We start from the raw sequence: 22912 nt of genomic DNA on the forward strand, positions 1-22912 counted from the left end.
CAAAAATACTACTATCACCCTACTTAACAAGACAATTTTATTTTTCTAAATTTGTTTAATTATATTTATTCTACTCTATATACTCAGTTACCAAATCAGTAAAAAGTATACCCTCTAAATGGTCTATTTCATGACAGAAACATTTTGCCAAACTTCCTGTTCCTGTTAGAATAATTTCTTCACCATTTTCATTCAATGCTTGTACCTTTACCTTTGCCGGCCTTTTTAACTTTCCCCAAGTATTTGGACTACTTAGGCAACCTTCTATAACTTCCTGAGTTCCTTCTTGTTCAATTATCTTTGGATTAACTAATTTTATAAGTCCTCCGCCCATGTCCATTACAACTAACCTCTTTAATATACCAACTTGTGGACCTGCTAATCCTCCACCATTTTCTGTATTATACATAGTCTCTGCCATATCATTTAATATCTGCCTTATTTTATCATCTACTACTTCAACTTCTCTGCTCTTTTTTCTTAGTATTTCATCTCCAAAAAGTCTGATTTGTCTTAATGCCATTTTTAAACTACACCTCTATTTTTTTAATTTAAGATTTCTATTAACATAATCATTAATTATCTTCAACTTACTTTCATCAATTAATTTAAATTTTAAAGCTGCTTTATAATTAGAACCATTATCATTTTCTTCAACTCTAATAACAGTACATAAAGCACTTATTGGTTCATCTAAATGCAAGTTTATAATAGCTTCCTTTGAATCAAAATTATTTTCATAAGTAACTAAGCAAACTCCTCCTGCACTTAAATCTATGGTAAATGATTTTTTTAATTTTGCGTAATAACTTGCTGAAATTTCATTAAGATTATTAATTTCAGCTTTACTTGGCAGAAAATAATATTCTATATCTTTAATTACTTTAAGTCTTGGATTCTGTCTTCTCTCTATTTTATTTATCAGTGTTGGTGTTTCTAACAGTATTATATTATAATTGCTATCAAGTTTACTGCCAATAACTTTCGAAGTACATCGCAAAGCCTCATTTTCACTAGCTAAAATGTAGTTTACCTGTTCATTTACTTCAAAGGGAACATAGTTATCCTGCAAGGTACATACTCTTATGGCTAAGCATTCATCATATTTCTTTAAAACTGTTCCATCATAAAATTCTTTTTTAATAATAAACTGCATTTGTTCAAACAAACTCAAGTTTTTTAATACTAACTTCTCCATCCTATCCCCCTACTTTGTCAACACTAAATCACTAACATAGTACAAAAGTCTAAAAATTCCTATATTTTTGATATTGTAACATTTTTTGTAACTTAATTTATAAAAACTCCAATTTTATTTCCTATTTTATATAATAATAGAAATTCATTAAATTATCAATAAATAAAATATAGGCGGTTTATTGTACCGCCTTTTCTTAAGTATACTCTCCTAATCCGGATTTACGTTATCATTTTTATTTTGCTTTTTTCTTTCATTTTCCTTATATGAATTTTTACCATTGTCCTCTACATGTATACCTTGAGCTGATTTTTGTTTATTTGTTAATTTACCTTTTATACTCATTAAAATTCACCTTATCCTTTTATTTTTATACAATGAAGATCATTTAAAATCTTTTTGTTATATCCTTCTGTATTCTCTTTAAATCCTTTTGTCTTAGTCTGGTTTCAAGCCTTATTTCATCCCAATCCATACCCTTTATCATCATTTGTTTTGCTCTTTCCTTAGCGTGCTGCAATTCACCTCTCATACTTTTGTCTCCCTTCTATCTATTACCTTGCATTTTTTCCTTTGCCTTTATAACATCATGTTCATTAAGTTCTGTTCTGCTTTTTATTTCTCCCATTCCTACACCTTTATCTAATAAATCTTTCGCCTGTTCCATAGCTTTTTCGTGTGTTCCTTTATTTTTAGATCTTACCATTATTAAGCCACCCCTACCTTTTTATATTTATTACCTTTCCTGTATCTATTAAATCTTCTACAGGAACATACTTTTTTTCCTTGGATTCTAATATTTTTATTTTAACCATTTGTGCTCCTGTATCTATTGCATCTATCCATACAGGATGACTTCTATATAATACTTCTATATTTGCTGGTGAATCCATTATTTCTTTTACTTTCTCAATTTTCATACTTACCTCCATTTTTTATAGAATTGTATATGTTTATATATAGTTTGAGTATCTTATAAAAATTTATACAAAAAAAATAAGCAGCCGATATATATCAGCTGCTTTTACCTAATCATATGGATTAATCATTATAGAATATAACTACATCATCACATATATAGTATTTTTCTTCATCTTCAACTGTTTCTTCGTCCTTAACTATTTCTCCATCTTCGCTCATGTTAATTACGTCGCCCTCTTTAAAGCCATCAACTTTTTCTTTTTCCAAGTTGAAAATTTCTCCGCTTTCATCCTTACATATGGCATAGTCATTTACATAACAAACAATAGTAAATTTCATAATTTCGTACCTACCTCAAAATTATAGTAACCCTTATATATATAATATGATATAAGTAAGAAAATATCAATTGTTTCACAATAAGAGTTTATGAGGAAGGCTTCAAAAATACTATACTACTTTATATCTTCATACTTTGATAAAAGCTGTTGAAGCTTTCTAGCCTGCATAGCTGATTCTTCTGCAAATTCTTTAAAAGTGGATACTACCTCAGGATCATCTAACCTATGAGAAAACATTTGATAATCCCTTACACTTTCCTGGGCATCTAAAAGTCTTTTCTTTATAATATCCTTAGTATCTAATTTCATAGCTCACATGCCTCCTAAGATTCATTAAATTTATCCTTGCTATTCTTACCAGGTTTTTCATTTGCTTTAAATTCAGCACTTCTTGAATGGTATTTAGCACTATTAGGATCTTTAGACCATTTTTTAGGTTGTTTATTTCTATTTTCCATATGTATTCCCTCCCTACATTTTTTATTTTCTAATCTTCTTTATGCAATCCAAACTTGGCTCTTGCACCTTCAGCTTGAGGATCATGCTTTATATTTTTTTTCTTAAACTTGCCATCTTCTTTTTTATTATTATTAGTATTTTTCATTTTATTTTCCATTACAATCTCTCCTTTCTGTCCTTAGTTTTTCCTTGTAAATACTTTTTATGCTAAATAAAAAAACCCTTAAAAATTCTTTTTGCTCTTGACAATTTCTATTTACATTATTAGCATTAAATTTATATTTTTGATATAATATATTTATTGAAATTTTTTACTATTATATGACATCAACAATTATATTCACTACACACATTCAACTAGATTTCAATTTAATTATTTTAGCATAATTACAATATAAGAGGAGGTATTTTTATGAGTTTTAAACTACCTAAATATCAAGCACCTGACTTTGAAAAGGAGCCTTTTGTTTCAGCACCTAATGTAACTTCTGAAAAAGTAACTCTTGAAGGCGTTGCCCCTTTTAATTATCATGCAACTTCTATTTATCCTGAATATTTTAAAATTAATGAAAAATGGATTTTAGCTTCAGAAAGTCGTATGGATTGTGTAGTTGTTTTAAATGATGATGAAACATTAGAAGTTAAGGAATTTAGAAATTTACATATTGGTGATAATGTTATATTAGGAAGAACTGAATGTTCAGAAGACGGTATTTATATTCATGTAAATGGTTTTAAAGCCAATATAGATAGCGATCAAACTTTTTCTTTCAGATCTGGAAGAACAAGAGAAAGTTCATATTCAAAAGATTATGATAGCCTATATGAATTACTTAGGCATGAAAGAGAACATGGATATATATTATGGGTTTTAGGACCTGCCGTAGTTTTTGATCATGATTCAAAAAATGCCATGGCATCACTTATAGATGCTGGTTTTATTCATGCACTTTTTGCTGGAAATGCTCTTGCAACTCATGATTTAGAAGGTTCTATTTTGAAAACAGCCCTTGGTCAAGACATATATACACAATCTTCAACTCATAATGGACACTATAATCATATAGACATTATTAATGGTGCAAGACGTGCTGGTTCTTTGGAAAAATTTGTTGATGAACAAGGTATAAATGATGGAGTGATTCATTCTTGCATAAAAAATAAAGTTCCTTTTGTGCTAGCAGGTTCCATAAGAGATGACGGCCCTCTTCCTCCTGTTTTTTCAGATGTATATAAAGCACAAGATGCCATGAGAGAGCATTGTAAAAAAGCTACTACCGTAATATGTATGGCTACTCAACTTCACACCATTGCTACTGGAAACATGACTCCTATGTATAAAGTAGAAGGTGATACCGTACGACCTGTATATATATATACTGTAGATATATCAGAATTTGGAGTAAATAAACTAAGAGATAGAGGAAGTTTGGAAGTTACTTCAATAGTTACAAATGTTCAAGATTTTGTTGTAAACATTGCTAATAATCTATTATAACGTAATGCCATTTAATTAATGGAGGTATAAAAATGCTAAAAAGAAATTTAACATCAGAATTAGTAGCAAAATTCAAAGAATTTATGGATAAAATATTAAAATTAAGAAAAGAAGGTAAAAATCAGGAAGCCTTAACTGTAATTGATGATACTTTTAAAGAAATATTCAGGCTTAGCTCAAAATTTTTCAATTCATTTTCTGATGAAAACTTGTTGGATATGATAAAAACAGATGGCACTATAAATGCAGATAAATGTATCATGATGGCAAAGCTTTTAGAAGAAGAAGCTCTCATTTTTGAGGATGAAAACAACCTTGATGAAGCCTTTTATATGAATTTAAAATCCTTGAATCTATTTTTAGAAGCTTATGTAAATAAAAATGATGATTGCGATTTGCAAAATTATTTTTCTGACATAGAACCTATTATAGAAAAAGTATCTCCATATAAAATACCTATTTCCATACAAAACAAAATTATGGATTATTACCTTAAAATAAGCAGCTATGATAAAGCTGAAGATGTGTTTTATGATATTTTGGAAAACAATAATTTTGATAAGAACTTAATAGAGAAAGGTATCAATTTTTATGAAGCTCTTCTTCTTAAGGATGATAAGGATTTAAATGAAAATAATCTTCCTCGTGAAGAAATAAATGAATCTATAAAGTTTTTAAAAAATAAATTATCTACTGATTCTTAAGTTCAAATAATGTTTAATTATAGAACTAAATAAGATTACTATATAATATATTAAACAGCTTATTTATAGAACCATGTTTACTACAGCATGAATTTTATAAATAAGCTAATTTTTAAACTTTTTTTACATTAACCATCTTGTAATTCATTTTTGGATGAACCGCTTTTAACCATGACATAAATTATCCCAATAGCCATCCAGGTAAAACCTACTATCTTGGAAACTTTAGACATATTTATCCATATATAAAAGCAGATTGCAAATCCTAACATAGGAAATACTAGATTAGATATAAATTTTATACCTGTTCTCTCCCTTTTTTTAATATAGAAATGAATCAATACAGATAAGTTTACAAGCATGAATCCTATAAATGCTCCGAAACATACTAAATCAGAAGCTGTTTCCAAGCTTAAAATCCAAGCTCCTACTATACTTATAATACTCATTATTATAATATTATAAATTGGTGTTTTATGTTTAGGATCAAGATGAGCAAATATTTTTTTAGGTATAACATTATCCCTTCCCATACCATAAAGTAATCTTGCTGCTCCTGCTTGTGCGGCTACTCCACCAGCTATTAATGCTACTATAAATGCCACTGAGCAAAATACAACAAGTAACTGTCCTCCAACCTTTCCTATAATAAAAATAAACGCTGAATCCACATTAGGATAAGTAGTATAATCAGGCCATACTAAAGCTCCTATATAAGCTTGTAGTATAAATAAAGCTCCGCCTATTAGACAAGTCATTATAGCCGCTCTTCCTATATCCTTAGAAGGGTTTACTGATTCCTCAGCTAAAGTAGTTACAGCATCAAATCCTAAAAATGATAATGCAGCTGTACCTACACCTGAAACTATGCAGCTAAAGGTAGCAGTACTAGAATTGTATATGGCCTTGCTATAAAATAGAGTGCCTGTTCCAGCCCCACCATTTACAGCATGCACAGCAAAAGCCACAAAAGTTATAAGACATGCAAAACTGAAGATTGCAACAATTGTATCAACTTTAGCAGTTGCTTGAATCCCTAAATAATTAACTACAGCTATAAACACTGAAAATACAATAACCCAAATCCAATTAGGAATGCTAGGTATTAATGCATTAGCATAAATAGCAGCAACTATATTTATCTGAAGTGGTAACAATACATAATCTAAAAACATCATCCATCCAGTTATAGATCCTATCCTCGGATTTATAACTCTTTCAACATACGTATAACTTGATCCCGCCACGGGAAAAGCCCCAGCCATTTTACCATAGCTATACGCAGTAAATATCATAGCAATCATTCCTATTAAATACGCCAGTGCCATGTGGCCACCAGTTTTATGGTTTATTACTCCATAAAGTGCAAAAGGTGCTATTGGATTGAGAAATACTATTCCAAATATAAGAATGTCTTTAAATGTCAATACCCTTTTTAATTCCTGTTTATATCCTAAATTACCGTCTTGAATCTGTCTCTGCTCTTGTAAAGTCGTTTCACTCATGTTTTTGCCTCCCGAAAACGCTTTCAATAAAATTTTTTTTACTAAAGCATTTTTTTTATTTTTTTAATATTATTAATATTACTAAAACATAATAAACCCCTCCAATAGATATTTAAATTAAATTTTTAACATATATAGCGAATAATATCCAAAAATGTTATTAAGTTCACTTATATGTAAGTTGTCCTATATTATATAATATTATAACTTACTCTTTTTTGCAACTATAAAATTAACTGAAAATTCAGAGTTTTTTAACCAATAAAGTTATATTTTTCATACCTTGTCATTCAACCTCTTAGTTAAGTCAAAATAAGAAAACAATCTATCTAAAATCTCATATTTGTGAAATTTAATAAAGCATGAATTTCATTTTTAATATTAAAAAAAAGCTATAAAATATAGGTCTAATACCCTAATTTTATAGCCATATATATTTTAATTTCCTATTTTACAATGAATTTTATTAAAAATAATTTATGAAAATTACTTTGAGATACTATTATCTTAAAATAATTATCCATTTTTATAAAATTTATGCTGCAATATCTTGAAAATATTGCCATGATTCTTCAAACTTTGATTATTTTTTAATTATTTATATTTATGCCAAGTTCCTTTATTTGAGTTTCCTCTACTACATTTGGAGCTTCTGTTAAAGGACAAAATGCATTTTGATTTTTAGGGAATGCAATTACATCTTTTATATTTTCTGTACCTGCAAGGAACATAATCATTCTGTCAAAGCCATATGCAAGTCCTCCGTGTGGTGGTGCACCAAATTTAAATGCTTCAAGCAAGAATCCAAAACTATTCCAAGCACGTTCTTCTGTAAATCCTAAAACCTTAAGCATCTTTTCCTGTAATTTTATATCATGTATTCTTATACTTCCTCCACCTAATTCTTCTCCATTTAGTACAATGTCATAAGCCTTAGCTCTAACTCTTCCTGGATCACTTTCCAAGTACTGAATGTCCTCATCCATAGGTGCTGTAAATGGATGGTGTTCTGCCTGGAATCTTTGTTCTTCTTCATTGTATGAGAATAATGGGAACTCAGTTACCCAAACAAATCTATACTCATTGTTATTTTCTAGTATTCCTGTTTCCTTTGCCATATGAAGTCTTAAAGCTCCTAAGCTCTGGAATACAACGCTATTTTTATCTGCTACTACAAGTACTAAATCACCAACTTTAGCTTGTATTTTATCAAGTACAGCCTTAGTCTGTTCTTCATTCATAAACTTAGCTATAGAAGATTTTATTCCATCTTCTTTATATGCTACCCAAACTAATCCCTTAGCTCCATAAGTTTTTACAAAGTCAACCAACTTATCAATTTGTTTTCTTCCCATTGAAGCACAATTTGGGGCTTTTATAGCTCTTACTGATCCACCATTTGCTAGTGCATCCTGGAATACTTTAAAGTCTATATCTTTTACAGTTTCACTTATATCATTTATTTCCATACCAAATCTTAAATCTGGCTTGTCACTTCCGTATTTTTCCATAGCTACTTTATAAGGCATTCTTTCTATTGGAAGCTTAACGTCAACTCCTGCAATTTCTTTAAATACCTTTTGAACTAATCTTTCATTTAGCTCCATAACATCATCTTCTTCTACAAAAGATAATTCCATATCTATTTGAGTGAATTCTGGCTGTCTGTTTGCTCTTAAATCTTCATCTCTGAAGCATTTTGCTATTTGGAAGTATCTATCATAACCTGAAACCATTAAAAGTTGTTTAAAAAGTTGTGGTGATTGAGGTAGTGCATAAAACTTTCCTGGAAAATTTCTACTTGGAACAAGATAATCTCTAGCTCCTTCTGGTGTACTTTTTCCTAGTATTGGTGTTTCCATTTCAAGAAATCCATTTTGATCTAAGAAGTCTCTAACTACTTTACCTGCTTTATGTCTTATCATAAATATTTTTTGCATATCAGGTCTTCTAAGATCAAGATATCTGTATTTTAATCTTATATTTTCAGCTGCATCTAAGTTTTCTTTTATATATATAGGTGGTGTTTCTGATTCTGATAAAATCTTAATGCTTTCTCCCTTTAATTCCACCATACCTGTAGGAAGATCTTTGTTAGCAGCTTCTCTTTTAACTAAAGTTCCTGTTACAGCTATACAATACTCTGATCTAACAGTATTTGCTTTTTCAAAAGCTTCCTTATTTATTTCTTCTCCAAAAACCACTTGAAGTATTCCTGATCTATCTCTTAAATCAACAAATTCAAGTCCGCCTAAATTTCTTCTTCTTTGAACCCATCCCATAACAGTATATTTGTTACCTACATGAGTTTCTCTTAGTTCACCACACATAATGGTTCTTTTAAGTCCTCTTAATGCTTCTCCCATTTTTTCTCCTCCAGTATTTCTTGTATTTGGTTATTTAAAAATTAAGTTATTTTACTACCTTAACAATACTATCTAAATCTTTTAAATCGACTTCAAACTGCTGACCATCTTCCATTCTCTTCAATTTTGCTGTACCAGCTTGTAATTCATTTTCACCTAGCACAACTGTAAATCTAGCACCTGTTTTATTTGCATACTTCATGGAAGCTTTTACACTTCTGTTCATATGATCAGAATCACATTTTAATCCTTTTGCTCTTAAAGCATTTACTATTTTAAAAGCTTCTATTTTGGCATCATCGCCCATGGCACCTACATATAAATCCACATAGTCAGATCTAGGTATTTCTATTCCTTCTGATTCCAAGGTCATAATAAGTCTTTCTAAGCCCGCAGCAAATCCAAAGGCAGGCATATCTGGTCCACCTAACTCTTCAATGAGCTTATCATATCTTCCACCACCACAAACTGTTAAATCCTTATATATTATTTCAAAAACAGTTTTTGTATAATAATCCAATCCCCTTACTATATAAGGATCAATAGTATACTTAATTCCAATAGCATCTAGATACTTTTTCAATTCTTCAAAGTGATTTTTACAATCATCACATATGTAATCTAATATAGTTGGTGCATTTTTAGCTATCTTTTTACACTTTTCCTCTTTACAATCAAGTATTCTCATTGGATTTCTTTCAAATCTTGATTTACAAGTAGGACATAGATCATCATAATTTTCTTTTAGAAAACTTTTTAATGCATCATTAAATTTCTTTCTGCAATCTGGACATCCTAAACTATTTATATTTAAGCTTAAATTTTTAAGTCCTAACTCGTCTAATGCTCTCATTGCTATACTTATACCTTCAGCATCTATTGAAGCTTCCTGTGAACCAAATATCTCTACTCCATACTGATGGAATTGTCTTAATCTACCCTTTTGAACATTCTCATATCTAAAAGCAGGAATAAAATAATAAAGCTTTGTTGGCTGTGCTTCATTATAAAGGCTGCTTTCAATAAATGCTCTTACTGATGGTGCTGTTCCTTCAGGCTTTAAAGTAATACTTCTTCCACCTTTATCTTCAAATGTATACATTTCTTTTTGAACAACATCAGTAGTTTCACCTACTCCTCTTGTAAATAGCTCTGTATGTTCAAACATAGGAGTTCTTATTTCTTTTATTCCATACTGCTCTGAAAGCTCTCTAAATTTATTTTCAACGTAATGCCATTTATAAGCATCCTTTGGTAACATATCCTTAGTACCCTTTGGTGCTTGTATATTCATTCTAATACCTCCCTTTATTTCAACTTATTTATATCGTGTATTTAAAAGTTTAATTTTCTTATTTACCATTTCCTCTGTTCTATTTATGTATTCTCTTACATCCTTAACATTTGCATGTCTTTCTATTCTATTTTCATCCAAAAATACAACCTTAGTAGCTGCATCTGCTCCACAAGCAATAATAGTTTGAACCTCTTCAATAATTTGAATGTTATATAATCCTTCTTTAGAAGGCTTGGCATATCCTACATTCTCCATATTACCAACCATGTTTTTCTGCCTATACATATAATATGGTTTAATATTAAGGTCTTTAGCTAAATTTACTGTTTCCTCATACATTAAATTTAACTCTCCCTGCCCTGGCAGAGAAAATTCTTTATTATTAACTATATTTTCATGGAGCTTAGAAGCTCTTTTTACAGACATACCATGTACAGTTATACTATCAGGTGAAAGTTTTAATATCTCCTTACAGGTTTTCTTCACATGCTTTAACTCTTCACCAGGAAGCCCTACTATAATATCCATATTTATGTGATTAAAACCAAACTCTCTTGCCATTTTAAACTTATCTATTACATCTTGAACCGTATGTTTCCTACCTATAAGCTTTAAAGTATCATCATTCATAGTTTGAGGATTTATACTTATTCTGTGCACATTGTACTTTTTCATAGTATTTAATTTACTTGAAGTTATACTATCCGGTCTGCCACATTCTACTGTAAATTCCTCTATATTATTTTCACGTACAAAACTATTATATATATGTTCCATAATTTTTTCAAATTGTTCATCGTTAATTGAAGTAGGAGTTCCTCCTCCAAAATATACACATTGAATTTTAAGTCCTTTTGTTCTTATGTATTCAGCTGTCTTTTCTATTTCATAACATAAGCTTTGCAAATATGGTTCTACTACATTCTTGCATCCCTTGATAGGATTGGAAGTAAATGAACAATAAAGACACCTTGTTGGACAAAATGGCATGCCGACATATACACTAATCGTATTTTTATCCTTGTTAACCAAACTTTTTTCCGATCTTGCTATATTGATACAAAGTTCTGCTTTGTTCCTCTTTACAAGAGAATGTTCACTAAAATAATTAATTATATATTCATCATCTTTTCCTTGGTTTATCAATTCTAAAGCTATTTTACTTGGTCTTATACCTATTAAAGTTCCCCAAGGCAGTTCTTTCCCAGTTTTTTTATGTAAATATTTAAAAATTGCCTTTTTAATTTCTGATTTTACAGTTTCTTCATTTGAAAATTCAAATGTTTCTAGTTCATCTTCCTGTAAAATATTAATACTATTCTGTTGAACTTCTATGGAAATATCCCACTCATCTTCTACAAAATCTATCTCTGAAAATTTATAAAACATACTGATCATATGATATACATCATATCTGTAATCCATATTATTCAACTTTACTCTAATTTTCATTATTACATATTCTCCTCTTTAAAAATGGAGAATTAAAAATTCTCCATTAAGTGACCTCTATAAAAATGGATTGTGCACTTTTTCTCTTCCTATGGTGCTTTCTGGTCCATGTCCTGGCAACACTTGAATTTCATCATCCAATATCATAAGTTTTTCTTTAATATTTTTTACTATTGCATTAAAATCTCCCGCCTCTAAGTCCGTTCTTCCTATAGAACCTGCAAATAATGTATCTCCCGTAAATATTGAGTCTCCCATCAGAAAGCAAAGGGATCCTGGTGTATGTCCTGGTGTATGAATACATTTTATCTCCATACTTCCTACTTTGAAAATATCCCCTTCCTTTATGAATTGATCTACATTATTATCAATATCACCATACATTGATGCACCCTTACTTATCATTTTATAGTCTTCATTGCTGATACATATAGGTGCCTTAAATTCTTTCTTCAAACTAACTGCAGCCCCTGTGTGATCTAAATGTCCATGAGTAAGTAATATGTATTTGACCTGAACATTTTCTTCTTTTATTATTTTTATTAAATCTTCTTCATCTCCACCTGGATCCATTACAATGCAATCTTTAGTTTCTTGATCTATTACTATATAACAGTTAGCGGCATATATTCCTGCAGGAATCCTTTTTATTTTTATTGACATTGATATAACCTCCTACTTTAAATTAAAAAGTTTTATTACTATCTATCATTAATGTAACCGGCCCATCATTTTCTATGGTTACTAACATATCCGCACCAAATCTTCCTGTATCCACCTTAGGTATAGTTTCTCTACACTGCCTCACAAATTCTTCATACATTTTTTCTGCCTCATCTCCACCTAATGCTTCTATAAAGCTTGGTCTTCTGCCTTTTCTGCAATCCCCATATAAAGTAAATTGTGATACTATTAATAATTCTCCTCCCACATCTATAAGAGACTTATTCAATTTTCCATTTTCATCTTCAAATATTCTCAAATTTAAAATTTTGTCTTTTAGATAAGTTATATGTTCCTTTGTATCTTCCCTTGATATTCCAAGTAAAACATTTAAACCTTTATTAATTTCTCCAACTACTTCTCCATTTATTTCTACCTTGGAATACTTAACCCTCTGTACTACAGCACGCATTAAAATCACTCCTTAAGTCTTATAAAATTAATTTTTAGTTCTATAAACATCAATAATGTTTCTTATTCTCTTTATCTTTTTCATAACAAGCTTTAAATCATCTACGCTGGATATTTTTAATTTTATATTTATAGTGGCAATTCCATTTTTAGGCGGTTTTGCATTTACAGCATATAAATAAGTATTACTGTTACTTATAATTTCCATAGCCTCTGCTAATATTCCTTCTCTATCTTCTGCACTAATTTCAATTTCAGCTATATACTCAGCTCCCTTAGGCCTTCCCCAGCTTACTTCTATCAACTTATTATCTTCATTTTTTAATAAAAAGTCTACATTTTTACAGTCTTTTCTGTGAATTGAAACGCCTCTTCCCTTAGTTATATACCCTACTATCTCATCACCAGGAACTGGATTACAGCATTTTGCAAATCTTACAAGTAAGTTACTTTCGCCTTTTACTATTATACCTGGCTGATCCTTCTTTGGTCTATTTTGCTTATTATTTTTATTTAATTGTTCCTCTACAGCTTTCCAATCATCCACTTCATGTTTAGCACTTTTTAAGTAGAGTTCTTTTAATTTTAAAACCACATTAGATTGAGTAACAGCTCCAACTCCTACTGCTGCATACAAATCATCTATGGAATTCATATTATATCTTTTAAGTGTAGTTTCTAATATTTCACCTTTAGCAAATTCTCCAAAGTTATACCCTTGTTTCTTAGTTTCCTTTTCAAGTAACTCTTTACCCTTTACTATATTCTCTTCTCTCTTTGCCTTTTTGAACCAAGCTCTTATTTTACTTTTAGCTTGATTACTTTTAACAATGCTGAGCCAATCTATACTTGGGCCTTTAGGTGTAGTTGATGCTATTATTTCAACAATTTCTCCCGTTTTTAAATGATAATCAAGAGGAACCATTTTTCCACTCACCTTTGCACCTGTACATCTGTTTCCTATGTCTGTATGAATTTTATATGCAAAATCTATGGGGGTAGCTTCATAAGGTAAATTTATTACAGTACCTTTTGGAGTAAATACAAATACCTCATCAGAAAATAAGTCTATTTTAAAGCCTTCCATAAATTCCTCTGCATCTGAGGTTTCTCTCTGCCATTCCAATATTTCTCTAAGCCATGTAAGTTTTTTATCTATATCATCTGCTGTTTCTACTCCTTCTTTATACTTCCAATGAGCAGCTATACCATATTCAGCAGTTTTGTGCATTGCAAAGGTTCTAATTTGTATTTCAAATGGTTTTCCCTGAGGTCCTATAACTGTAGAATGAAGGGATTGATACATATTGGGTTTAGGCATAGCAATATAATCCTTAAATCTACCTGGTATAGGCTTATATATAGTATGTACTATTCCTAAAGCAGCATAACAATCCTTTACAGTTTCTACAAGTATTCTAACTGCAGTTAAATCAAAAATTTGATCTATGGTCTTATTTTTATTAACCATTTTTCTATATATACTATAGAAATGTTTTGGCCTTCCATCTATCTCTGATGATATTCCAGCCCTATCTAAATTGTTTTCAAGCTGCTGTATTACCTCACCTATATATTCTTCTCTTTCTTCTCTCTTTTCTGAAATTTTTCTAACTATAAAATAATATTCATTTGGATTTATATATCTAAATGCTAAGTCTTCCAGTTCCCATTTTATTTTTGACATACCTAATCTATGAGCAAGTGGAGCATATATATCAAAGGTTTCCTTAGCTTTTTCCTTTTGCTTCTCTACAGGCATATACTTTAAAGTTCTCATATTATGCATTCTATCTGCTAATTTTATAAGTATAACCCTTATATCCTTTGCCATAGCAAGAAGCATCTTTCTAACATTATCTGCTTGCTGTTCCTCTTTTGTTTTATATTGTATTTTTCCAAGTTTAGTTACACCGTCAACTAAATTTGCAACTTCCACACTAAATTCACTACAAATGTCTTCATAAGTATATTCCGTATCTTCTATTACATCATGGAGTAGTCCTGCTGTTATAGTACTAGTGTCCATTCCCATTTCAGCTAATATGCATGCTACTTCTACAGGGTGCATTATATACGGTTCTCCGGATTCTCTTTTTTGTTGTTTATGTGCCTCATCAGCTAAATTATACGCTTTTTCTACCATCTTTTTATCTACGTTAATGCAATTCTTATCTATTTTTTCTATTAATTTTTTTAGCATGCTACTACTCCTACTCCTCTAAAATCAATGGCTGGTTAAAAACCAGCCATTATTTTTTATTACTATTATATTATATACTGTAGAAAGTTGCAATTTATTTAAACATTGTATTTAATTAAAGACATTATATCGTATTTTTTTAACTTTTCTCTTCCATTTAAATCAGTTAATTCCATAACAAAATCTACAGTTACAACTTCTCCACCCAGTTGTTCTACCAACTTAGCAACAGAACCAATAGTTCCTCCTGTAGCTAATAAGTCATCTACTATGGCAATTCTTTGATTTTTCTTTATACTATCTTTATGTATTTCTAATTCGTCGCTGCCATATTCTAAATCATAATTTACACTAATAGTTTCATATGGAAGCTTTCCTTTTTTTCTTACAGGTACAAATCCTGCTCCTAAGGCGTATGCTACTGGTGCTCCAAATAGAAAACCTCTGGCTTCAGGACCAACCACAATATCAATTTTCTTGTCCTTTAAATACTCTACAATTTTATCCACAGTGTATTTAAATGCATCTTTATCCTGCAATAAAGTAGTTACATCTTTAAAACTTATTCCTTCTTTTGGGAAACCATCTATTACTCTTACTTTTTCCTTTAAGTCCACCTATATTCTCCCCCTTAATAATAAATACAATTATATTATATACCTTAATTTGTAATTTTCATATTATTTATTAATTATTGACATATATCAAAAGTTTTAAATACATTTCAAGAAATGCACAACTCATTTCCTTTAGTTTCGTTTTTTAAATATTTTGCTATCTGTTCAGCTCTATCCATACTAGCGGTAGTAAACAATTCTACTGCTATTCTTGCGTTATCTACATTTCTTCTACTCTTTGATACTGGTACAATATTATACGCTAATTTACATATGCTTTCTTTATTTATATTTACAATATTATGGATTTTAATTAAAGCTTTAAGCCCATAATTATTGGTATAATTTAAATGATACATTCCTTGACTAACCATGATTTTATTTTCACCAGTTAAACTTATATTTCTCGAAATTATACCTATCATAACTAAATCTAAATATTTGCTTATACACTTCATTTGATAATACATAGATATGGACTGTGCTAATTTAAATGCTATTCCTACTGCTGTTAAATCTTTGAAAGTATATTTACAACCTTCTTGATTTGGATTTATAATAAGAGTTTCAGGAAGTACTTTGGAACATTTATGATAATCAGTTATTATTACATCTATTCCTAAATTTTTACAAAGTTCAACCTGTGAAACAGAATTCACTCCACATCCTACTGTAATAATAAGCTTTGCTCCTAAAAATTTTACATGGTTTTTTATAATATCAGAATCTATGCCAAAATCTTCATCCATATCTTCAGGAACAACATATTCCACATCTGCATTTAAATACTTTAAAACTAGCAACAACAAAGAAACAGCTGTTATACCATCTAAGTCATAGTAGCCATAAATAACTATTTTTTCTCTTTCATTTACTGCCTTTATAATTCTTCTTAATGCTTCTTTCATACCCTTTAATAAAAAAGGATCTTGAGCATCTGAAACTCTAGAATGCTGCATATTTCTTTCTTGTATCTCCATAATAAAATCCTCCAAATTTATCGAAAGCATATATATTATAATTGATATTGTCGTATTTTACAAATACTTTATAAAGAGATTATTAACAATAAAAAAATCTAGAGTTACATATACTCTAGATTTTTTATTTTATCATAACAAACTAATATTTTAAAGAAATTTCTTTATTTTGCTGTGTTTAATTTTTTGGCAGCTGAATTTCTATTTTTACCCATATGCTTTTTTAATATTACCCAGAATGGAGTAGCTATAAATATTGATGAATAACATCCTGATGTAATACCTACTAAAAGTGGTTTTGAGAAGTTTCTTATACCTGGTACAAATACATAAATAGCTACTAACATTATTAAAACTGTAAGTACTGTATTTATAGATCTTGCCAATGTTTGAGTTATACTGGCATTACTAAGTTCTACAACACTTGACCCTCTCATGTACTTATGATTTTCCCTTATTCTATCAAAAACAACTATAGTATCATTTATAGAATAACCTATAACCGTTAACATGGCAGCAACAAACATTGAATCTATAGGTATTCTAAACACAGCATAAAATGCAAACATAATTAAAACATCATGAACCAGTGAAAGAATTGCTGCCAATCCAAATGTAAATTCAAATCTAAAGGCTACATATATAAGCATTGCTACTACTGATAAAGCAATGGCCTGATAAGCCTTCATTCTAGTTTCTGCACCTATTGACGCACCTATATTTTCTTGATTTGTAACACTACTGTCTTTATATTTAGCTTTAACAGCCTTAACAATTTCAGCTATATTTTCATTATTTAACTTAGCACTTTTTATTTCAATAGAAGTATTGTTAACCTTATTAGATTGAAACTCTGAATCATATTTTTTTACTATGCTATCTACGTCAGCTTTATCAAAAGTTTTTCCTATACTTATTTCAAGAACAGTACCACCTTTGAAATCCAATCCAAATTCTAAACCTTTAGTAGCAGCTGTAAAAAGTCCTATAACTATTATAATAGAAGATATGGCAAACCATATTTTAGTCTTTTCTATAATTTTAAGCATGTTGTTTTGCCCCCCTTCTGAAGTCATGTACTCCAAAGGTTCCTATGGTCCATTTATGATAGAACCATCCCATGCCTGTTGCAAGCTTCATTAAGGTTCTTGTTACAGTAGTTGCTGTAAATAAACTTAAGGCAACACCTATAACTAGTGTTAAAGCAAATCCCTTTACCGTACCAGATCCTAACCCATAAAGAACTATTCCTGCAACAATAGTAGTTACATGAGAGTCTATTACTGAAGTCATAGCTCTATGGAAACCTGCATCTATAGATGCTCTTATTGATTTTCCACCTTTTAACTCTTCTTTGGTTCTTTCAAATATCAGCACATTGGCATCTACCGCCATACCTACTGTGAGCAAGAAACCTGCTATACCTGATAATGTCAAGGTTACACCTACAGTAGCAAAAGCCAAAAGTAATAAATATATATACACGATTAATGCTAAACCTGCAATAAATCCTGGAACTCTGTAATATAAAATCATGAATAATATTACTAATCCTATACCAATTTTACCAGCTAATATGCTCAAAGGAAGAGAATTAGCTCCAAGGGATGCTCCTACTACCTTAGATTCAACTGCTTTAACAGTAACAGGTAGTGCACCAGAGTTAATTAAATTAGCCTGTCTCTTAGCTTCTTCTAAGGTTCTGCTTCCTGAAATTTCTGCTTTACCATTAGTTATCACATTATTAACAGTTGGGTCTGTAAGTAATTGATCATCTAAATAAATTGATATTTTTTGACCTAAAAACTTTTGAGTAGCATCTGCAAATTTTTTAGTTCCTGCGCTATTAAGTTCAAGCTCAATTACTGGTTTTTGAGATTCTGAGCTTATAGTAGATACAGCATTCTTAACATCCTTACCTGTAAGTACCGTTTGCTTGTCTGGACCTACAAATTTAAGTTCACCAGTTTTAGCTATACCATCTATTACAGACTTGGCATCATACTTTCCTGGTATTTCTATTCTTATTCTTTTCTGACCTTCTCTAGCAACGGTTGTTTCACTAACTCCCATTTTGTTAACTCTCATAGATAAAAGTTCTACAGTTTTATCAAAGGTATCCTGATCAACTTTGCTAGCTTGAATTTCTTCCAGTACTGAAACTCCACCTTGAAGATCAAGTCCTCTATTTATAACTTCACCAAATGATTTAAGTCTATAATCTCCAACTGTGACTCCATATACTCCTGAATAAGCAAAAAAACCTATAAGAAGCAAACATATAACAAACAGCACAGTGCTTTTTGCTTTATTTTTCATTTTTATCCTCCTTTGTTAATAATTAACTTTCATAATTTACATCTATTTACATTAGCCATTATATTACTTAAAAAATATACCGTCAATATTTATAAATGTAAACTTTTAAAAAACTATTCCATCATCTTTGTTTTCAATGCTATAGCACATTCAATTCTCTTTTTTTGCATCTGGCATCCTAATGAATATGGTGTATGCATATCACCATTAAAATTATAATTATTAGCTTGACATCCACCACTGCAATAAAATCTAGCCCAACATTTTTTACATTCAGGCTTAGTGTATATATGAGCATTTCTAAATTTGTCTACTATATCCGTATTTAATTCTTCGTCACTTGATAAATTTCCTAACTTGAAATCTTCATTTCCAATAAATTGATGACAAGGATATATATCTCCTTCTGGAGTTATAGCCACATATTCATGTCCTGCTCCACAACCTGATATCCTTTTGTATACACAAGGACCGCCTTGTAAATCTATATTAAAATGATAAAATCTAAAATCTTTCCCTTCTTTATGACGTTTAAGCATTTCAAAATATAATTTATCGTATTGTTCAAATATTGTAGGTAAATCTTCTTCTCTAAGGGAAAGCGGATGATCTTCTGGAAGTACTACAGGTTCTATTGATATTTCATCAAATCCCTGATCTGCCATAAACTTTATATCTTCAAAAAAGTCTGTATTCCATCTTGTAAATGTTCCTCTTGCATAATACTGTTTTGACTTGTCTCTCATTTCAACCATCTTTTTTATTTTAGGCAATATGCTGTCATAAGAGCCAGTTCCATCCACTCTTACCCTGACTTTATCATTTACTTCTTTTCTTCCATCTATGCTCAAAATAATATTTCCCATGTTCTTATCCAAGTAGTCCATTATTTCATCATTTAATAATGTGGCATTAGTAGTCATGGTAAATCTTATATTTTTATTGTGAATTTTTTCCTGCTCTTTTGTATATTCCATAACTTCTTTTATAACATTAAATGCCATAAGTGGTTCTCCACCAAACCAATCTACTTCTATGTTTTTTCTTGGACCTGATTTCTTAATAACAAAATCAATAGCTTTTTTAGCAATTTCAGCAGACATCAACTCTCTGCATCCTTTGTAATCTCCTTCATCTGCAAAACAATATTTACATCTTAAATTGCAGTCATGAGCTACATTTAAACATAAAGCTTTTATATAAGATGGAGTCTTATTAGAATTTAATGCTATGTCTTCGTATAAATCCTTAGAATATAATACCTCTTGTTCTATAAGTTCCTTTATCTCATCATAAGCTTCTTCTATTTCTTCTTGCTTATAATCATTCTTCAATCTATTTATAACAATTTGTTTTTCTTCTAACTTTTTATCATCTAAAATGTCATAAACTAATTTGTCTACTATATGTACTGTTCCAGAGTTTACATCTATTACATAATGTTCTCCCCCCTGGACAAACTTGTGAATATCTGCCAACTTCTATTCCTCCTAAAATAAATATCAAAAAATTAAACTTTATCCAATAAATAACATTCACGGTATTGGTTTTCCTAAGGATAACCAATAAATATCATGTATTAGATAAGTTCACCTAAAATCCAGATAGTTTTAAAACACTAACCAAATTAAGTTATACTTGATTAAAATCTCCATGTAAATTTAAAGCAGTAACATAACGTTACTGCCTAAATTTATGTTAATTTTCACAAGCTAAATTAGCAACTGTGCAAGAAGTCTTACATGCAGATTGGCATGAGTTAGCGCATTCTTTGCATCCTGGCTTTTTTAAGCTGTCTTTTATATTTGATTTGTTTACAGTTCTTATATGTTTCATTTAAATTCCTCCATTCATAAACTTTCCGTTTGATTATAACATAAACGATAAATAAAATAAAGTTATTAGTGAATTAAAGATTTCTTGCAACTATTCCAGATGCTGCTCCTACTACCAGCGCTAGTAAAAATCTGGCGATTCTATTGTAACCTATTACAGCAGAATTTCCTGATATAACAGAAACTACATATATCACCATTAAGTACAATAAAGTTACCATGATTCCTACTAAAAATCCTCTACTATTTGTCTTTCTTACTGCATAAATGGTACCGTAAATTATACTTAAAAGTGTAGTAAGTAAATAAAATGTGGAACTAACTGTTTCGCTTATTTCTGTAAAGGTCATTATAACTGCAAATATAAGAAGCAGCACCACCGTTATAATGAATCCTCTTAATACGCCTTCTGCGGCTACAATATAGCTTGTATTCTTTTCTTTTTCCAACTTAAAACACCTCCTACCTAATAGTATCTATGTAGAAAGAAGGTGTTTTATGATTAAAATTTAAACATCCTTATTGGTTATCTGTGCTTTTTTCTTCCTTTTTATCATCCTTGCTTTTGTACTCATCAATTGAAGATAATAAATTTAACACTCCAGTCTTATCAAGCTTTATTCTCACTTTGTCTGGTCCTGTTTGAATAATTACAAACCTATCCTGCATATTTATTATTTTGCCCACTATACCGCCTTTAGTCATAACTTCATCATTAACTCTTAAGCTATCCAGCATACCTCTGTATTGTTTTTTTCTTTTACTTTCAGGTAGTAATATAACTAAATAAACTACTACAAGCATAAATATAAGTGGAGAATATTGAATCAAAGTTTTCATGAAAATCACCTCCCTCATTATTTAGTTAACAATTAAACTTTTATTTTGTTTACTCAATTCGTAATTTTTTAATATTACGAACATGGTTAACTCTTAACTCTTTTAGGCTCTTCCATTCCACTGTTTAAGTTTTTCACTTTTGTATTCTGCGAAATAATCACCATCAATAGCGTCTCTTATTTCTTGCATCATATTATTGTAGAAATAAAGATTATGGAGTACACAAAGTCTCATTGCTAATATTTCCTTAGCTTTAAACAAATGCCTTATATACGCTCTTGAATAGTGCTTACAAGCTGGACATTGACAACCTTCATCTATTGGCTTGGAATCCAACTCATATTTTGCATTAAATAAATTTATTTTTCCTTCTTTAGTAAATACATGACCGTGTCTTCCATTTCTAGCAGGAAGGACACAATCAAAAAAGTCTACTCCTCTATCTACAGCTTCTAATATATTGCTTGGTATTCCAACTCCCATAAGGTAAATAGGCTTATCTTCTGGTAAATATGGAACTACTGCATCTATTACCCTGTACATTTCCTCATGAGATTCTCCTACTGCTAAACCTCCAATGGCATAACCATCCAAACTCATTTTGCTTATAGTTTTAGCATGTTCAATTCTTATATCTTCAAAAATTCCTCCTTGATTTATACCAAAGAGCATTTGTTTATTATTTATTGTATCTGGAAGGGAATTTAATCTATCCATTTCATCCTTACACCTTTGCAACCATCTTGTGGTCCTAGCTACAGATTGCTCTACATAATCTCTTGGTGAAGGATTGTGTATGCATTCATCAAAAGCCATAGCTATAGTAGATGCTAAATTACTTTGAATTCTCATACTTTCTTCTGGTCCCATGAATATCTTTCTTCCATCTATATGAGAATTAAAATAAACTCCTTCTTCTTTTATTTTTCTCATTTTTGCTAAAGAGAAAACCTGGAATCCACCTGAATCAGTTAAAATAGGTCTATCCCAATTCATAAATTTATGTAATCCACCCATTTTTTTTACCACTTCATCACTAGGTCTTAAATGAAGATGATATGTATTTGAAAGTTCTACCTGACATCCTATTTCCTTTAAATCCATACTAGATACCCCGCCCTTTATAGCAGCTAAAGTACCTACATTCATAAATACAGGTGTTTGTATTACACCATGAGGAGTTGCAAACTCACCTCTTCTAGCTTTTCCGCACTTTTTAAGTAATTTGTACATTAAAACACCC

At 30.3% G+C, this 22912-nt stretch carries 28 protein-coding genes; 2 read left to right on the top strand and 26 right to left on the bottom strand.

What is annotated here, in order from left to right; all coding sequences use genetic code 11:
• Positions 1-70: 70 nt before the first annotated feature.
• The 10 genes from def to Ccar_RS27640 form a co-directional block, all read right to left on the bottom strand.
• Positions 71-523: a peptide deformylase gene (gene def / locus Ccar_RS16985; RefSeq protein WP_007063460.1), complete on the bottom strand. Its 453-nt coding sequence runs from the start codon at positions 521-523 to the stop codon at positions 71-73.
• 15 nt (positions 524-538) lie between these two features.
• The gene (locus tag Ccar_RS16990; protein ID WP_242852174.1) at positions 539-1198 is read right to left on the bottom strand and encodes a PilZ domain-containing protein; all 660 of its coding nucleotides are present in this window, start codon (positions 1196-1198) and stop codon (positions 539-541) included.
• 210 nt (positions 1199-1408) lie between these two features.
• Positions 1409-1543 carry a hypothetical protein gene (locus tag Ccar_RS27630; protein WP_007063458.1) on the bottom strand — a complete coding sequence of 45 codons (135 nt, stop codon included), beginning with the start codon at positions 1541-1543 and terminating at the stop codon, positions 1409-1411.
• Positions 1544-1586: 43 nt separating this feature from the next.
• On the bottom strand, positions 1587-1730 hold the full coding sequence (locus Ccar_RS27085; protein ID WP_007063457.1) for a hypothetical protein: 144 nt from the start codon (positions 1728-1730) through the stop codon (positions 1587-1589).
• Between the two features lie 15 nt (positions 1731-1745).
• Entirely contained in the window at positions 1746-1904 is a 159-nt protein-coding gene (locus Ccar_RS27090; RefSeq protein ID WP_007063456.1) for a hypothetical protein, read from the bottom strand.
• A gap of 13 nt (positions 1905-1917) precedes the next feature.
• The gene (locus tag Ccar_RS16995; protein WP_007063455.1) at positions 1918-2118 is read right to left on the bottom strand and encodes a small, acid-soluble spore protein, H family; all 201 of its coding nucleotides are present in this window, start codon (positions 2116-2118) and stop codon (positions 1918-1920) included.
• A 121-nt stretch (positions 2119-2239) separates the two neighbouring features.
• Complete coding sequence (locus Ccar_RS17000) at positions 2240-2458, bottom strand: hypothetical protein (protein ID WP_007063454.1); 219 nt, start codon at positions 2456-2458, stop codon at positions 2240-2242.
• 116 nt (positions 2459-2574) lie between these two features.
• A complete protein-coding gene (locus Ccar_RS17005; protein ID WP_007063453.1) occupies positions 2575-2769 on the bottom strand; it encodes a hypothetical protein in 195 nt (64 codons plus the stop codon).
• 14 nt (positions 2770-2783) lie between these two features.
• Positions 2784-2918: a hypothetical protein gene (locus Ccar_RS27635; protein ID WP_007063452.1), complete on the bottom strand. Its 135-nt coding sequence runs from the start codon at positions 2916-2918 to the stop codon at positions 2784-2786.
• Between the two features lie 29 nt (positions 2919-2947).
• Positions 2948-3076: a CPC_1213 family protein gene (locus Ccar_RS27640; protein WP_007063451.1), complete on the bottom strand. Its 129-nt coding sequence runs from the start codon at positions 3074-3076 to the stop codon at positions 2948-2950.
• A 255-nt stretch (positions 3077-3331) separates the two neighbouring features.
• Here Ccar_RS27640 and Ccar_RS27240 point away from each other — a divergent pair, with 255 nt between their 5' ends.
• Both Ccar_RS27240 and Ccar_RS17015 read left to right on the top strand, forming a co-directional pair.
• Complete coding sequence (locus Ccar_RS27240) at positions 3332-4417, top strand: putative NPN-dependent ornithine cyclodeaminase (RefSeq protein ID WP_048030308.1); 1086 nt, start codon at positions 3332-3334, stop codon at positions 4415-4417.
• A gap of 32 nt (positions 4418-4449) precedes the next feature.
• On the top strand, positions 4450-5121 hold the full coding sequence (locus Ccar_RS17015; RefSeq protein ID WP_007063448.1) for a DUF6483 family protein: 672 nt from the start codon (positions 4450-4452) through the stop codon (positions 5119-5121).
• Positions 5122-5249: 128 nt separating this feature from the next.
• Here Ccar_RS17015 and Ccar_RS17020 read toward each other — a convergent pair whose 3' ends face one another.
• From Ccar_RS17020 to tgt, 16 genes are all read right to left on the bottom strand, one after another.
• A complete protein-coding gene (locus tag Ccar_RS17020; protein WP_007063447.1) occupies positions 5250-6626 on the bottom strand; it encodes an APC family permease in 1377 nt (458 codons plus the stop codon).
• Between the two features lie 590 nt (positions 6627-7216).
• A complete protein-coding gene (gene aspS / locus Ccar_RS17025) occupies positions 7217-8992 on the bottom strand; it encodes an aspartate--tRNA ligase (protein WP_007062466.1) in 1776 nt (591 codons plus the stop codon).
• Between the two features lie 46 nt (positions 8993-9038).
• Positions 9039-10286 carry a histidine--tRNA ligase gene (gene hisS, locus Ccar_RS17030; RefSeq protein ID WP_007062465.1) on the bottom strand — a complete coding sequence of 416 codons (1248 nt, stop codon included), beginning with the start codon at positions 10284-10286 and terminating at the stop codon, positions 9039-9041.
• 24 nt (positions 10287-10310) lie between these two features.
• A complete protein-coding gene (locus Ccar_RS17035; RefSeq protein WP_007062464.1) occupies positions 10311-11741 on the bottom strand; it encodes a coproporphyrinogen III oxidase in 1431 nt (476 codons plus the stop codon).
• 57 nt (positions 11742-11798) lie between these two features.
• Positions 11799-12404: an MBL fold metallo-hydrolase gene (locus Ccar_RS17040; RefSeq protein ID WP_007062463.1), complete on the bottom strand. Its 606-nt coding sequence runs from the start codon at positions 12402-12404 to the stop codon at positions 11799-11801.
• Positions 12405-12426: 22 nt separating this feature from the next.
• A complete protein-coding gene (gene dtd, locus Ccar_RS17045; RefSeq protein ID WP_007062462.1) occupies positions 12427-12876 on the bottom strand; it encodes a D-aminoacyl-tRNA deacylase in 450 nt (149 codons plus the stop codon).
• 27 nt (positions 12877-12903) lie between these two features.
• Complete coding sequence (locus Ccar_RS17050; protein ID WP_007064880.1) at positions 12904-15078, bottom strand: RelA/SpoT family protein; 2175 nt, start codon at positions 15076-15078, stop codon at positions 12904-12906.
• A gap of 98 nt (positions 15079-15176) precedes the next feature.
• The gene (locus Ccar_RS17055) at positions 15177-15695 is read right to left on the bottom strand and encodes an adenine phosphoribosyltransferase (RefSeq protein WP_007062460.1); all 519 of its coding nucleotides are present in this window, start codon (positions 15693-15695) and stop codon (positions 15177-15179) included.
• A gap of 107 nt (positions 15696-15802) precedes the next feature.
• Positions 15803-16675 carry a DHH family phosphoesterase gene (locus Ccar_RS17060; RefSeq protein WP_007062459.1) on the bottom strand — a complete coding sequence of 291 codons (873 nt, stop codon included), beginning with the start codon at positions 16673-16675 and terminating at the stop codon, positions 15803-15805.
• 164 nt (positions 16676-16839) lie between these two features.
• Positions 16840-17724, bottom strand: a complete 885-nt coding sequence (secF, locus tag Ccar_RS17065) for a protein translocase subunit SecF (protein ID WP_007062458.1) — start codon at positions 17722-17724, stop codon at positions 16840-16842.
• Positions 17717-18994, bottom strand: a complete 1278-nt coding sequence (gene secD / locus Ccar_RS17070; RefSeq protein WP_007064879.1) for a protein translocase subunit SecD — start codon at positions 18992-18994, stop codon at positions 17717-17719. Before secD ends, secF begins: the two co-directional genes overlap by 8 nt.
• 113 nt (positions 18995-19107) lie before the next feature.
• Positions 19108-20472 (bottom strand): thioether cross-link-forming SCIFF peptide maturase, encoded by a 1365-nt coding sequence (gene scfB / locus Ccar_RS17075; RefSeq protein ID WP_007062456.1) that lies wholly within the window; start codon positions 20470-20472, stop codon positions 19108-19110.
• A gap of 220 nt (positions 20473-20692) precedes the next feature.
• Positions 20693-20830 carry a six-cysteine ranthipeptide SCIFF gene (gene scfA / locus Ccar_RS17080; protein ID WP_007062455.1) on the bottom strand — a complete coding sequence of 46 codons (138 nt, stop codon included), beginning with the start codon at positions 20828-20830 and terminating at the stop codon, positions 20693-20695.
• A gap of 73 nt (positions 20831-20903) precedes the next feature.
• Positions 20904-21278 (bottom strand): TIGR04086 family membrane protein, encoded by a 375-nt coding sequence (locus tag Ccar_RS17085; protein ID WP_007062454.1) that lies wholly within the window; start codon positions 21276-21278, stop codon positions 20904-20906.
• 70 nt (positions 21279-21348) lie between these two features.
• The gene (gene yajC / locus Ccar_RS17090) at positions 21349-21669 is read right to left on the bottom strand and encodes a preprotein translocase subunit YajC (protein ID WP_007062453.1); all 321 of its coding nucleotides are present in this window, start codon (positions 21667-21669) and stop codon (positions 21349-21351) included.
• A 102-nt stretch (positions 21670-21771) separates the two neighbouring features.
• The gene (gene tgt, locus Ccar_RS17095) at positions 21772-22902 is read right to left on the bottom strand and encodes a tRNA guanosine(34) transglycosylase Tgt (protein WP_007062452.1); all 1131 of its coding nucleotides are present in this window, start codon (positions 22900-22902) and stop codon (positions 21772-21774) included.
• Positions 22903-22912 lie beyond the last annotated feature (10 nt).

The sequence above is a fragment of the Clostridium carboxidivorans P7 genome (assembly GCF_001038625.1).
GTDB lineage: Bacteria > Bacillota > Clostridia > Clostridiales > Clostridiaceae > Clostridium_AM > Clostridium_AM carboxidivorans.